This window comes from Labrenzia sp. THAF187b (assembly GCF_009363375.1).
In the GTDB taxonomy this organism is placed as follows: domain Bacteria; phylum Pseudomonadota; class Alphaproteobacteria; order Rhizobiales; family Stappiaceae; genus Roseibium; species Roseibium algicola.
Window position 1 is genome coordinate 651,161 of sequence record NZ_CP045344.1, and the last position, 12,233, is coordinate 663,393.

Here is a 12,233-nt window from a genome sequence, read left to right on the forward strand (position 1 = left end):
GATGCGCCCTGTGCGAGGCGACTGATGCCCCCGACAACCCCGAGACTCCGCACATGAACTGTTCGACAGGGACAACACCTGAAAAGGCGTCTTTCCCTCACGCGATTTCGTCGATGGACAAGCCGCGTCATCACCCCTATGATCAAGTCATCTGATGATTTGGTGACTTCAAATGCAATCTCTGGCAAAAACGAGCCTGGTAGACAGCGCAGCCGAGGCGATCCGGGCGGAAATCGTGGGCAATCGCTGGTCCGTGGGGGAAAAGCTACCCAACGAGGCCCAGCTCTCGGCGCAGCTTTCCATCAGCCGTGGCACTGTGCGCGAAGCCGTGCGCGTGCTTGTTTCGCAAGGCTACCTGGAAACCCGGCAGGGCTCGGGCACCTATGTTCTGTCGGTCGTCGATGCCATCGGGCCATTGACCATGGCGCGTCGCGCAACCCTGCGCGACCAGTTCGAGGCCAGACTGGCGCTGGATGCGGAGGCCGCCAGGCTGGCCGCACACCGCCAGACACCAGAGGTGATTTCGGAGCTGCGCCGCTTGCTCACGGAGCGCGGAAACTACGATGGTCACGACAAGGCCGGTTTCGTGGAGCGCGACCTTGCCTTTCACCGGGCTGTTGTCGCGGCCTCGCAAAACTCCGTTCTGGTCAACATGTACGAATTCTTCTCCAGTCTGATCGGCGAAACCATCGAGGCTACGCTTGGAAAAGACCTGCAGGAACCCGACATGGCGGCCCACGCGGCCATCGTCGATGCCATCGAGACAGGCGACCCGGAACTGGCCGAGGCCGCTGTCCGCCGGTTCATGGCCCCGGTCCTGAGAGACCTGGAGCGACTGCTCGGCTCATGACACAGGCATCTGAAATCGATCCCGGCTCGATCGAACTGATCGATGCCGAAGACATTGACGTTTCCGCTGAGCAATCCCAGCCGGCGACGCAGAGCGGACTGGTGCGGTTTCTGCTGGGCGCAAGCCTGGTACTGATCGCCTTCAACCTTCGCCCGGTCTTTTCCAGCGCGTCGGCGCTGCTCCTGGAAATCCGCGAAAATTTTGGACTGTCGCCAACGGGCGCAAGCCTTCTGACGACACTGCCCGTTGTGTGTCTCGGCCTGTTCTCGCCGCTGGCTCCACGCCTTGCCCGCCGCATCGGCACGGAACGCACATTGCTTGCAGTGGTGGTTTTGCTGGCCATTGGAACCGCGGCACGAGGAACGTCCTCCGTGCCGTTGCTGTTTCTTGGCACGGCGTTGGCGGGTGCCTGTATCGCGGTTGGCAACGTACTGCTGCCCGGGCTCGTCAAGCGCGATTTCCCCGACAAGGCCGCACTGGTGACCGGGTGGTATACCATGGCACTTTGCGCGGGCGCTGCCGCCGGTGCAGGGTTGACCATTCCGTTTGAAGCGGCCCTGGGTGGTTCTATCGAGGGTGCACTTGCGATCTGGGCCGTGCCGGCTCTCGTGGTGGCCGTCCTGTGGTTTCCTCAGGTCATGGCGACGCGCAAGCGCCCCAAGGGTCCGACTTATGTGGTGAAGGGCATGTGGGGTGACAGGCTGGCCTGGCACGTGACCCTGTTCATGGGTCTGCAATCCGCACTTGCCTATTGCGTCTTCGGCTGGCTGGTACCGATCCTTCGCGCCCGCGGGCTGGACGGCGTCACCGCCGGGGCAATCGTGTCGGTGTCGGTGATGGTGCAGGCTGCCGCCTGCCTGATAGCGCCGCATCTTGCCGTTCGCGGCAAGGACCAACGGCTGATCAATGTCGCACTCTGCGCCATAGCGGTTATAGCCCTGCTCGGCCTGCAATTCGCGCCGCTGTCCACCGTCTGGATCTGGGCGGTGCTGCAGGGCATCGGCCAGGGCGGACTGATTGCGGTGGCGCTCACGGTCATCGTGTTGCGGACACAGGATTCCCATTCCGCTGCACAGCTTTCGGGCATGGCCCAATGCGTCGGCTATACGCTTGCCGCCATCGGACCGCTGATCGTCGGCCTCATCCGAAGCTGGACCGGCAGCTTTGCCTGGAGTGCGGTGCTGTTCGTGGCGCTTGGCCTTGGCGCCGCCATCAACGGCTGGTTCGCCGGAAAGGCAAGTCACGTCAATGTGGAGACGGTCAAGCTGTCCGGCTGACCGCACCAACGGGGCCTGATGTTTCCAGCCGGTATTTCAGGAAACGCGTGCCGTCATAATCGGTCTCGCCAATGAAACGAGCCCCCAACCGCCGCAGTGCACCGAGGTTCCGTCGGGACGGCGGCAGCAGGAAGGTGACGAATGGAATGCGTTGGTCTTCGTTAGCAAAGGCCAGCGCCTTTCTGGTGATCGGCATGCCGAGGCCAAAGGCTGCCGGGTGCAGCACCAGCCCGAAATCCCACTCCTCGCCTTCTTTCTGAAAACCACCCCAGCCGACATAGCGGCCGTCTGCCAGAAAGGCCCAGTGTCCAAGCCCGTCGCGCTGCCAGCAGGCTTCCTTTGCCGCGACGAACTTCGCAGCCATCTCGAGATCCCATGAGAAGGTCAGAAGCGGCATATGCGTTCCGACACGCGGCTCGGACATATGCGCGACCAGCTCTTCCAGCGGGATGTCCGGCAGGCGTACAAAGTCGATTTCCGGCTGAAGCGGGTTGGGCATGGGCTGACGTCTCCTGAATCGGGCCAGCGCCTCTTGCACCCAAAATGGCCGGCCCGATCAAGACAACTCCTTTGCCCGATCATCAACACTGCGTGTTCAGGCGGTGGTGCCGTTTTCCAGGCTGACGGAGACATTCAGCTTGTTACCGTCGAGATCACGCACATAAGCGCCGAAATAGTCCGGGTGATAGGAACGAGGGCCGGGTGCGCCTTCATCACGTCCGCCACACCGCAGTGCGGCAGCATGAAACGCCCTGACGGCCTCGGCATCCGGCGCATAGAACATGACCTGCGTACCATTGCCCCATGTGGCTGCCCGCCCGTCAAACGGCAACAGGACAAACAACGATATACGGCCATCGGCACCAGCATAGCCAAGCTCGCGGGGTTCGGAAAAAACCCGCTTCATGCCAATTGTCGCAAGCACTTCGTCGTAAAACCGACCGGCAGCCGAAAGATCGTTAGCGCCGATACAAACCCCTGACAACATTTTGAAAATTAACCCGCGCTGAAGGTGTGGCCCGTCTCGGCCAGGCCGTTTGGCCCGCTCATAACACAGTTCCTCCCGCTTACCAGAGCCGCAACGCAACAGGCGACCCGAAAGCCACCTGCACGAATGTCATCATCTGGGTACGGCTCAAGCTGCGGCGGAGGCCTCATCCTTCGGTTTCATCCTCTTGTACAGGAAAAAATAGAGCCGGATGTACTGTCCAACGAAGATCGCGTTGAGGATCGTTCCCTCGCGGATGAACTTGACTTCCCCCAGGAACGCCAACCCGACGAGCGCGGAGGTCAGCAGCAATGTCAGGTCGAAAGCGGTTTTGATGTTGCCCCACTTCCATCCAGTGCGCTGGAAGATCGTGTTGACGAACATATCGACCGGCATAAGCACCAGATTGGCGCGGATCATCAGAAACAGTCCGAAGGCAAGAGCGGCATCGCCGAACGCCAGCAGAGCGACCTTCAGGGCATAGTCATCAAGCTGAATGAAGCCGGTCAGCTTTAGATTGAGGTCCAGGCACACAGCCAACACGAAGGCAGGAATGAGCGAGGCGAAGTTCCTGAGCTTGAATTCCTTTGGCAACACCAGAAACGTCAGGAAAAGCATGACCAGTTCGAGAATGAAGTTGTAGGTGCCCTGGCTGAGTGGTGGAAACACCAAGGTCATCGTGCGTGTCAGGCTGCTCTGAGGTGAGATCCCGATGCCCGCCCGAATTGCCAGGCTCACCCCGAAGGTCAGAATGTAGATTCCGGCTATGTACATGATCCAGCGCCGGACAAGGCTACCGGTATCGATGATCTCCGCTTCGGCTGCGTTATGCGCCATGCTTTCCTCCAGAAGTGTCGCGCGGGGCCTGGCCTTACCCGGCCTTGCAGCCAACCGCGCTGTCGCATGTGTTCTGCATGGATGTAAAGCCGCTTCCCAACGTCTCTGGTCCATGCCCTCCCCTTGCCGGCAGACATTTTCGCCTGCCGGGTCGTCTTCGTCGTGAAGCTTCAGGCCATGAAGCGGAAGCGGTGCAGCGAGATGAACAGGCTCAGCAGCTTGTTCACCACCGGCTCACCTTCGTTGCGGTTGCCAAGATCCTCCAGCGCGGCATCGATTGCACCGGCTGCAGCCGTCAATTCAGCAACGCTCATGTTCGCCATAACGCCATAGATCTCGAGCGGCATTGCAGCCTTTTCCGCACCATTCTCCGTAACGATGCAGGCCCCTGCATGGGCATCGACCCGTTTGAGGCAGCCACACATTTCGTCGCTGTCCTGGCCGACAGCGACGAAATAGGGCTTCGGTGCCGGCCAGAAGGTCGCAACCGCGCCTCTTTCCAAGTGAACGCCAGTGAACAGGCCGTTGACGATGTGCCGCTCGCCGTTGGCGTAGCGCTGCACAACCGAAAGCCGGCTAAGTTTCTCGCCATCCAGCTCCGAAACAACCTTGCCGTCTTTCAACGGCACCCAGACCTCGCGGTAGAATTTCGCGTGACCCCGGCCGTAAACGTCGAACAGATAGACCTTGGCTTTGGTGCCATCTTCGGACACTTCCAGCGGTTCGATGTCGAGTTGATCCGCCGTCAGGTCGTCCAGGCCCGGAACGCCTTTCTTGCACATGAGCGAATAGTCATTGTCCGCGTTGGTCAGCAACTTGCCTCGCTCGGCCACCAGCACGCCGTCCTTGAAAACGTAAAGTGGTTCGATGGCTGACAGGCTCGGTGTCAGAACGATGTCGGCAAACCGCCCCGGAGCAAGAGAACCGATGCGATCTTCCATATGAAAGGAACGCGCGGTGTTGAGCGTCGCCATCTTGATTGCATGGATCGGGTTGATACCCATCTCCGCACACAGCGAGATGATCCAGTCCATGTGGCCCTGGTGCAGCAGACGCTCCACAGAGATGTTGTCGGTACACAGCATGAAATTGTCCGTCGGCCATTTCCGGTCGACGATGGCGCGCAGAAGCACCTTGATGACCTCGGCGCTGCCGACACCGAACTTGATATGGGTCGGAAAGCCGTAGCGGATGCTTTTTTGGATATCCTGTTCGTTCCAGACATCGTGGTTGTTCGACACTCCGATGGCCGGAAGATAGTTCAGGATCATGTCGGAAAGAGCGGTCACACCCCAGTGGCCGTTCATGAAACCACCACGAGCACGCACCCAGGCAGCCTTGCGGAAATCGTCCTCGTTGCCGGAGCTGTAGGTGAAATGTTCGAACTCACCGAGGCCGATGACGGGGTCCATTTTCAGAACCGCTTCGGTGACACGCGCATCCGTCTTCTTGCCTGGCGCGAAGGCGAACAGGCGGTAAGGCAACTTGTCGTGGTCTCGGAAAAGGTTCTCCGCCGCCTCGACACCTTCCGCACCGGCCGCGCTCAGCAGGTCGAGACATTCGGAAAAAATCGTCGTGGTGCCGCAAGGAACCATTGCCTCACCAAGGGCAACGGGATGTGCCAGCTGGGATTCGAAATGGATGTGGGCATCGATGAGGCCGGGAATTGCATAAAGACCCTGGCCGTCAAACACCTCCCGGACCTTCAGCACCTCCTCGTCCGGATTGAGTGCGACGATGCGCTTGTCATAGACGAGAATGGAGCCCTGGTAGACGGTCTCGCCATGCACATCGAGGATGTTGAGGTTCTTCAGAAGAAGATCGGCCTCGCGCCGGCCTTCCAGAATATCAAATATCGCACGCACCTTGTCATAATGCGCTGCTTCCGAAGCGTTCAAGTCGTTCCTCCTCATCATGATTGGCATTCCGATGGCGGTCCGCGATGGGGCCTGCGCCAGTGCCGAGGAAGATAAAAAAGGATTGAACCGCTTCCGAAAAGCAGTATTTTCTGCGCAGAGCGTGCACTTTTCGAGAACGCAAAAAGGAGTATTGATGCTGCATTCGCGGGTCTTGCGGTATATCGACGAGGTCGCCCGTCGTGGTTCGATCCGTGCCGCCGGCGACCGGCTGAACGTTGCCCCGTCCGCCATCAACAAGCACATCCTGCAACTCGAGGAAGACATCGGCGAACCTTTGTTCGAACGCCTGCCACGAGGCCTTCGGCTGACACCGGCCGGAGAGGTGCTGGTTGCGCATGTGCGAAAGACGATCCGCGAATACAGCCAGGTCGAGGCGGACATTCGCGGCATGAAGGCCTTGCAGAGCGGCGAGGTTATCATTGCGACCATGAGCGGCCTTGCCGGGGGTATCGTTCCCAAAACAGCCGCAAGCCTCGGCGCCCGTCACCCACGCCTCAAGATCACAGTCCGGGTGATGTTTGCCCATGACATCGCCAACGCCGTGCTGGACGGTCAGGCAGACATCGGACTTGCCTTCAACCTGCCGCAGATGGCGCAACTTGAAACGCTTTGGACGATGAACACGCGATTGGGAGCCGTGCTCTCGCCCGAGCACCCCCTGGCCCGTCAGGACAGCATTTCATTGACCGCGTGCCAGCCCTATCCGCTGATCTTCGCAGACCGCTCGATGCTCATTCACGGGATTGTTGCGGATGCCTTTGTCGCCGCAGGCCTGGAAGTGGAACCTGCCTACCTCGCCAATTCCATAGAGGCCATGAAATGTCTGGCCGGATCCGGTGACGGCATTGCGTTTCTGAGCCGGTTCGACATTGCCGAGGAGCAGCGCAATGGGTCACTGACATTCGTGCCCATTCGCGAGCAGACCTTCGGCAAGAACGTGCTGTCGCTGGTTCAGCGCGACAAACCCAGCCACAGCCTGGCAGCAACGATGTTCGCCGAAGACCTGGTGCGGGCGTTGCAGGCATGCAGTAAAAGCGGCTGACAAACGAACGCTACCTGTCGTCGCGCGAGGATTGCCGTTACCGGCGGTAGGTCGCGGCGATGCGGGAAATCTCTTCGTATATGCCCGCCAGGATATTGAGGCTTTGCCCTGCCTCTTTCAGGCGCTTGTCAAATTCAGGCAGACTTGAGATCTGCTCAATCAGCAGCCGTTTGCGCACAGCGCTGTAATCATCGGTGATCTTCTTGCCTTCCGGTGTCGCCTGATAGGTCACGCCCGTGCGGCCCGAGCCCTGCTTTTCAATCAACCCCGCCGCCACGAGTTTTCGCATCGAATACTGGATGTTCGGAATGTCGTCGCGGTTGGTAAGCCGGGCCAGTTCCTTGATGCTTTTGGCCCGGTCGTTCATGCGCACGATATGCAGCAGTGCGTTTTCCGGGCCGGTCGCCCCGACGTCGCTGACAGATGCCAGGCATTCTGTCTGCCATCGCCCGAACGCCTCGAAACAGCGCATCAACGCGAATTCCAGCTCGGTGCAGACGACCTCCGCATCGTTCTCCGAAAGGTGCCAATGATAGTTGAGCTTCTGATCGTCCGACTTGCCGGTCATCGGTCCCTCTTCGTTTTTTCAGATCGAATATAGCTGCGATTCAGTTTGACGTAAGGGTGTTTTTGCACATAGTTTTAAATAAAAAATACAATTGAAAATCTATCCTAAATGGAGGGGATCCATGCCTACCAACATGATGAAAGACAAGAACGGCTTCAAACTCGGGACGTTTTCGTCCAATTGCTCGTCCGGAATGACGGTCACCAAATCGCCGTCCAGATGGGTCAATAGCTGGGAAAACAACCTGAAACTCGGCCAGATGCTGGACGATGCCGGCATCGACTTCATGCTGCCGATTGCCCGCTGGATCGGTTACGGAGGCGAGACGGACTTTCACGGCAGCGTGCTGGAAACGGTCACCTGGGCAACCGCGCTGCTGGCCTCGACGAAAAACATCACTGTGTTCGCCACAGTGCATACAGCTGCAAACAATCCGGTGGTCGTCGCCAAGCAGATTGCCACGATGGATCAGGTGGGCAACGGCCGCGCGGGCCTGAACATTGTCGCGGGCTGGAACAAGCCGGAATACGAAGCCCTGGGCCTGACCCTGCCCGACGATCACGAAACCCGCTACGGCTACGCCCAGGAATGGTTCGATGTGGTCGAAAAGCTCTGGACCTCGAAGGAGTATTTCGACTGGGAGGGCAAGTACTTCAACCTGAAGCACGTTGCCGGCGACCCCAAGCCCGTCGGCGGTCGGCCACCGATCCTGAACGCGGCAGGTTCGGCAACCGGACGGACCTTTGCCACCGACAATGCCGACTACCTGTTCACGCCGGCCATCGATCTCAACCGGTCCGTCGACGAGATCAAGGAACTGAAGGCGCAGGCGGCGGAGAAGGGGCGCGATGTGGGTGTTCTGACCTTCAGCCACGTCATTTGCCGGGAAACTGAGGAAGAGGCGACCGCCCTCCGAGACCGGCTGATGGGCGATCTGGCAGACTGGGAAGCGGTGGACAATCTGGTCAATCTGCAGTTCGCGCATGCGCAGTCGTTTCCGCACGACCTGCTGGCCCAGATCAAGAACCTGTTCGCCATGGGCCACGGCGGCTTCCCGCTGGTTGGAACTCCGCGGCAGGTGGCCGACGGCATCCTGAAACTGCACGAAACTGGCTTTGCCGGAACGACGCTCTCCTTTGTCGACTATGTCGAGGAGTTCCCGTATTTCCGTGACAATGTTCTGCCGCTGCTTGCGGAAGCCGGTATCCGGTGATGGATCCCTTACCATCGAGGGACTTCACCAACGCCATGCGGGCGTTGGTGGGCAATTGTTCCGTCATCACGGTCGGTGAGGGAGAGGACATTTCAGGCCTCCTCGTCACATCGGCAATGTCTCTCAGCGCCGATCCACCGCTGGTGCTTGCCTGCGTCAACAAGGCTTCCTCCAGTTGGCCCTTGCTGAAGAAATATCCGAAATTCGGCTGGTCTTCGCTTGGGCCCGAGCACCGCAAGGTTGCCGAAAACTTTTCGGGGTTCGGCGGCGTCAAGGGAGCGGAACGTTATGCCGGAGCCACATGGCGCACGGCGGAAACCGGGGCTCTTCTCCTGGAAGATGCTCCGGCCGCTTTCGATTGCGAGGTCGAGGAGATGATCGACCGGGCGACCCATTCGATTGTCATCGGCAAGGTGCGTGCAATCCGGCAAAGCCAGTCATCTGGTGCTCTGGTTTACTGGAACGGAGCGTTCCACCCGTTGTAATCGGCCTTTTGCCAAGAGACGCAGCTTCTTGAGGAGCTGCGTCTTACCATCCCGCGACGTAAATTTTATGCAAAAAATTTGCCTGGAACACGAACCGTCCAGACAGCCCGCTTTTTCGCGATTTACAGAGTTTCTGTCCACTCCGAAATCCGCTCCGCCGTCCCCCTCACCGGGTCGGACAAGGAACCATCCTGTGTGCGCTCCGTTTATTTCATGGACCCATAACAAATACAGGAGGACCAGATGGACCTTTCCATGAACGACCTCAGCCCGAAGCTTCGCAAGGAAGCCGAACAGGAGGCAGAGAAGATCAAGCGGGTCGCTGACAAGTCCAACGCCGGCGGACAGCTTGGTGGAACGTTTTTCGGACAGGAACAGGATGACGGCATGGCACCGCCGAAATCGGTTGCAGCCGGTCGGGCCTGATACCGAGTTTCACTTCAAGGCGGGCTGACACAGCCTGCCTGTGAACCGACCGGCGGCCGTGAGGCGCACGAAAACAAGAACGACCCATAAAAAACGGTCGCGCCCGGCCGCCGGATCGGTTTCACATCCAACCATACCCCGTCAACCAGCGCGTTTTCGGCAATCAGCTTTCCAGAATGACATGCGGCACAAACCGCGACAGGTCTTGCGTCACAGGTGCCTTGTCCTCGCGCAGGCAGATGCCCGATGCCTGGCCGCCAATGATCCATGAACCGATCATGACGTAGTCGTCGCCGAATTTCGGCGGTTCCGCATAGGCCTGCAGGATGTGACCTTCCGCGCCATAACCGCCGGGTGTGCTGAGTTCTTCGGATCCGAGACCGCGCACCGTGATGTTGGCGCCCTCCCGGCTGAAGAAAGGTTTGCGCACATGCGGGCGCTTCAGGAATGCCTCATCCGCCTCTCCCTCGAAATAGGACGGTAGCAGGTTCGGATGGTCCGGAAACATTTGCCAGAGGAGCGGCAGGATCGCCTTGTTCGACAGAACAGCCTTCCAGGGCGGCTCAAGCAACTGTATCGGCGCGTCTGGCAGATAGGGGCCGTAATCCTCGCGCAGCATGTCTTCGTAGGGATACAGCTTGAACAGGGCGTCGATCACGAAACTGTCGGCGTCGGCAAACCGGCCCTCGCCATCGAGCCCGATCTCTTCCACAGCAACAAAATGCGGTATCAGCCCCGCCTGCCGCGCGCAGTCTTCCAGATAGCGAACGGTTGCACGGTCTTCGTCGTGATCCTTCGATGAGGCGAAGTGGATGTGATAGCCGGGCGCGAACATGGCAGCGAACCGCTCGATCAGGCGATCCTGAACGGAGTTGAACTGATCGCTGTCGGTCGGTAGAACGCCAGCCGCCATCTGCTGCTCCAGCCAGATCCACTGAAAGAAGCCGGTTTCGTAAAGCGCCGTTGGCGTGTCGGCATTGAATTCGAGGAGCTTCGCAGGCCCGCTGCCGTCGTAGAAGAAATCGAAGCGGCCATAAAGCGAGGGCTGCTGCTGTTCCCAGGAATTGCGGATCCAGGAGCGGTATTTTTCCGGGATCGCCATCTTGTCCATGAGACTGTCGTCACGGACAGCCCGATCAACCAGATCGAGGCACATGCCGTAGAGCTCCTGCGAGGGATCCTCCAGGTCGTCCTCGATCTCGCGCAGAGTAAACTGATAGGCGTGGCTCTCGTCCCAGTACGGTGCACCGTACATGGTGTGAAAACCGAAGCCGAGGCGCTCGGCTTCTTCCTTCCACCCCGGTCTTTCAGGAACTGCGATCCGCTTCATGGTGCAGGCGGGACGTCAGAGCTTCGTTAGAAGAGCCTGCACGTCGTTGCGGGCCGGATTCTCCAGGGCCTTGATCTTGGCTTCCAGATCGGCGCCGCTTTCCAGGCGAGCGTCTTCCTCAGCCGCTTCCAGCATGGCCTGCTGTTCCGCCTGGCGCTGTTCCAGGCGTGCGAGGCTGTCGACCGCGCTGGCCAGCCGGCCGTCGGAAGCCGTGGTGTTGGTGGAGGCCGCCTTCTGCGCCTTGATCAACGCTTCGTTGGCCTTTGCGCTTTCCATCTTGCGCTGCAGGGTCTCGATCTTGTTCATCGACTGACGAATGGTGCTGTCCATGCGTTCTTCGGTGGACTTGTACTGATCGAACAGAGCCTGGTCGGCTTCCGCCTTGTCGCGCAGTTTCAGCACGCTCTCGATGATCTCGATGGCCAGCGGCTCGTCGCCCTGTGCCTTGGCATTGCGGGCTGCTTCCGTGCGCCGCTCGATTTCGCTCATCAGTTCGGCGACGGATTTTTCCTTCAGCTTGCGATTGGCCGCCATGCGCGCCTTTTCGTCCTTGGCTGCACCGATCGCCTGTTTTGCTTCGCGGATTTCCTGTTCCAGGATCGTCATCAGGTTGGCATCCTGAACGGATTCCGCGGCATTGTGGGCGTGGCCCTTGAACGCCGTAATCAATTTGCCCCAAACACTCATTTTCAAATGTCCTTCTTCAAATTGGCGGCGGGATCAGGCAGCGGCCTTGGGACCGACGTCGGCGGCCAGCTCCAGAGCGCTGTTGGCGATTGTGCGCAATTCCGTCTCGACCGAATCGAGTGTCGAGCGCACGGACATGGCGCCGAAGAGCTCGTAATATTCGCGTCCGTCGATCATATCGATGGACAGGGCGCAGAGCGGCAGCAGCTTCTTGTGATTGCGCAGCATCATCGCCTCGAAGGAGGCCGGGTCTTCCTGGGCATCGCAAGGCCACAGAACCGTGGACGTCAGGATCTGGGTTTCGCCGACAACCATGAACAGGGTGATTTCACCGGCCGAGTGAAGCTGGACTTCCAGCACGCCGGGCTGATCGGAACTGACCGTGCAGCTGATTTCACCTGCCGCGAAGGAATCCGATTGCTCCAGAGCTTCCTTCAGCTCCGCAAGTGTCCAGGGAGATTGCCGCGTACTCATCCAAAGCCCTCCATTTCAAATCCGGTGCCGGGATCCGGCCTCGAACAAGTAGAAGCCCCGTCTAGCCGTTTCAAGCGATTATTCGGAAAGCTATGCCGAATTGACAATAGGGCAGGCTCTGGTCAGAGTAGCCGGCG

General features: G+C 59.4%; 14 protein-coding genes. 6 read left to right on the forward strand and 8 right to left on the reverse strand.

Annotated features, from left to right (window positions below; genetic code table 11):
* Positions 1–172: 172 nt before the first annotated feature.
* Together FIV03_RS03020 and FIV03_RS03025 are read left to right on the forward strand one after the other, a co-directional pair.
* On the forward strand, positions 173–850 hold the full coding sequence (locus FIV03_RS03020; RefSeq protein WP_022998913.1) for a FadR/GntR family transcriptional regulator: 678 nt from the start codon (positions 173–175) through the stop codon (positions 848–850).
* Positions 847–2,127 carry an MFS transporter gene (locus FIV03_RS03025; RefSeq protein WP_077290955.1) on the forward strand — a complete coding sequence of 427 codons (1,281 nt, stop codon included), beginning with the start codon at positions 847–849 and terminating at the stop codon, positions 2,125–2,127. Before FIV03_RS03020 ends, FIV03_RS03025 begins: the two co-directional genes overlap by 4 nt.
* Here the strand turns inward: FIV03_RS03025 and FIV03_RS03030 are convergent.
* The 4 genes from FIV03_RS03030 to FIV03_RS03045 form a co-directional block, all read right to left on the reverse strand.
* A complete protein-coding gene (locus tag FIV03_RS03030; protein WP_152508629.1) occupies positions 2,111–2,626 on the reverse strand; it encodes a GNAT family N-acetyltransferase in 516 nt (171 codons plus the stop codon). The genes FIV03_RS03025 and FIV03_RS03030 overlap by 17 nt on opposite strands.
* 96 nt (positions 2,627–2,722) lie before the next feature.
* Entirely contained in the window at positions 2,723–3,115 is a 393-nt protein-coding gene (locus FIV03_RS03035; RefSeq protein ID WP_152508630.1) for a VOC family protein, read from the reverse strand.
* 147 nt (positions 3,116–3,262) lie between these two features.
* Positions 3,263–3,952, reverse strand: coding sequence for a DUF6198 family protein (locus FIV03_RS03040; protein WP_152508631.1), 690 nt, complete (start codon positions 3,950–3,952; stop codon positions 3,263–3,265).
* A gap of 170 nt (positions 3,953–4,122) precedes the next feature.
* Positions 4,123–5,850, reverse strand: a complete 1,728-nt coding sequence (locus FIV03_RS03045) for an adenine deaminase C-terminal domain-containing protein (RefSeq protein WP_209009844.1) — start codon at positions 5,848–5,850, stop codon at positions 4,123–4,125.
* 154 nt (positions 5,851–6,004) lie between these two features.
* On the opposite strand from FIV03_RS03045, the gene FIV03_RS03050 reads away from it, so the two are divergent.
* On the forward strand, positions 6,005–6,913 hold the full coding sequence (locus FIV03_RS03050; RefSeq protein WP_152508633.1) for a LysR family transcriptional regulator: 909 nt from the start codon (positions 6,005–6,007) through the stop codon (positions 6,911–6,913).
* 37 nt (positions 6,914–6,950) lie between these two features.
* On the opposite strand, the gene FIV03_RS03055 is transcribed toward FIV03_RS03050, so the two are convergent.
* Positions 6,951–7,481 carry a winged helix DNA-binding protein gene (locus FIV03_RS03055; protein ID WP_152508634.1) on the reverse strand — a complete coding sequence of 177 codons (531 nt, stop codon included), beginning with the start codon at positions 7,479–7,481 and terminating at the stop codon, positions 6,951–6,953.
* A 121-nt stretch (positions 7,482–7,602) separates the two neighbouring features.
* Here FIV03_RS03055 and FIV03_RS03060 point away from each other — a divergent pair, with 121 nt between their 5' ends.
* The 3 genes from FIV03_RS03060 to FIV03_RS03070 all read left to right on the forward strand — a co-directional run bounded on the left by FIV03_RS03060 (position 7,603) and on the right by FIV03_RS03070 (position 9,605).
* Complete coding sequence (locus tag FIV03_RS03060) at positions 7,603–8,694, forward strand: LLM class flavin-dependent oxidoreductase (protein WP_209009845.1); 1,092 nt, start codon at positions 7,603–7,605, stop codon at positions 8,692–8,694.
* On the forward strand, positions 8,694–9,179 hold the full coding sequence (locus FIV03_RS03065; protein ID WP_152511801.1) for a flavin reductase family protein: 486 nt from the start codon (positions 8,694–8,696) through the stop codon (positions 9,177–9,179). The genes FIV03_RS03060 and FIV03_RS03065 overlap by 1 nt, the downstream gene beginning before the upstream one ends.
* A gap of 243 nt (positions 9,180–9,422) precedes the next feature.
* Positions 9,423–9,605, forward strand: a complete 183-nt coding sequence (locus FIV03_RS03070) for a hypothetical protein (protein ID WP_062490723.1) — start codon at positions 9,423–9,425, stop codon at positions 9,603–9,605.
* A 163-nt stretch (positions 9,606–9,768) separates the two neighbouring features.
* Here FIV03_RS03070 and FIV03_RS03075 read toward each other — a convergent pair whose 3' ends face one another.
* Genes FIV03_RS03075 through FIV03_RS03085 form a run of 3 tightly spaced genes read right to left on the reverse strand, consistent with a single transcriptional unit; the run spans position 9,769 to position 12,096 of the window.
* The gene (locus FIV03_RS03075; protein ID WP_152508635.1) at positions 9,769–10,935 is read right to left on the reverse strand and encodes a glutathionylspermidine synthase family protein; all 1,167 of its coding nucleotides are present in this window, start codon (positions 10,933–10,935) and stop codon (positions 9,769–9,771) included.
* Positions 10,936–10,950: 15 nt separating this feature from the next.
* Positions 10,951–11,622 (reverse strand): PspA/IM30 family protein, encoded by a 672-nt coding sequence (locus tag FIV03_RS03080; RefSeq protein ID WP_152508636.1) that lies wholly within the window; start codon positions 11,620–11,622, stop codon positions 10,951–10,953.
* A gap of 33 nt (positions 11,623–11,655) precedes the next feature.
* Positions 11,656–12,096, reverse strand: a complete 441-nt coding sequence (locus FIV03_RS03085) for a DUF2170 family protein (protein ID WP_055657282.1) — start codon at positions 12,094–12,096, stop codon at positions 11,656–11,658.
* Positions 12,097–12,233 lie beyond the last annotated feature (137 nt).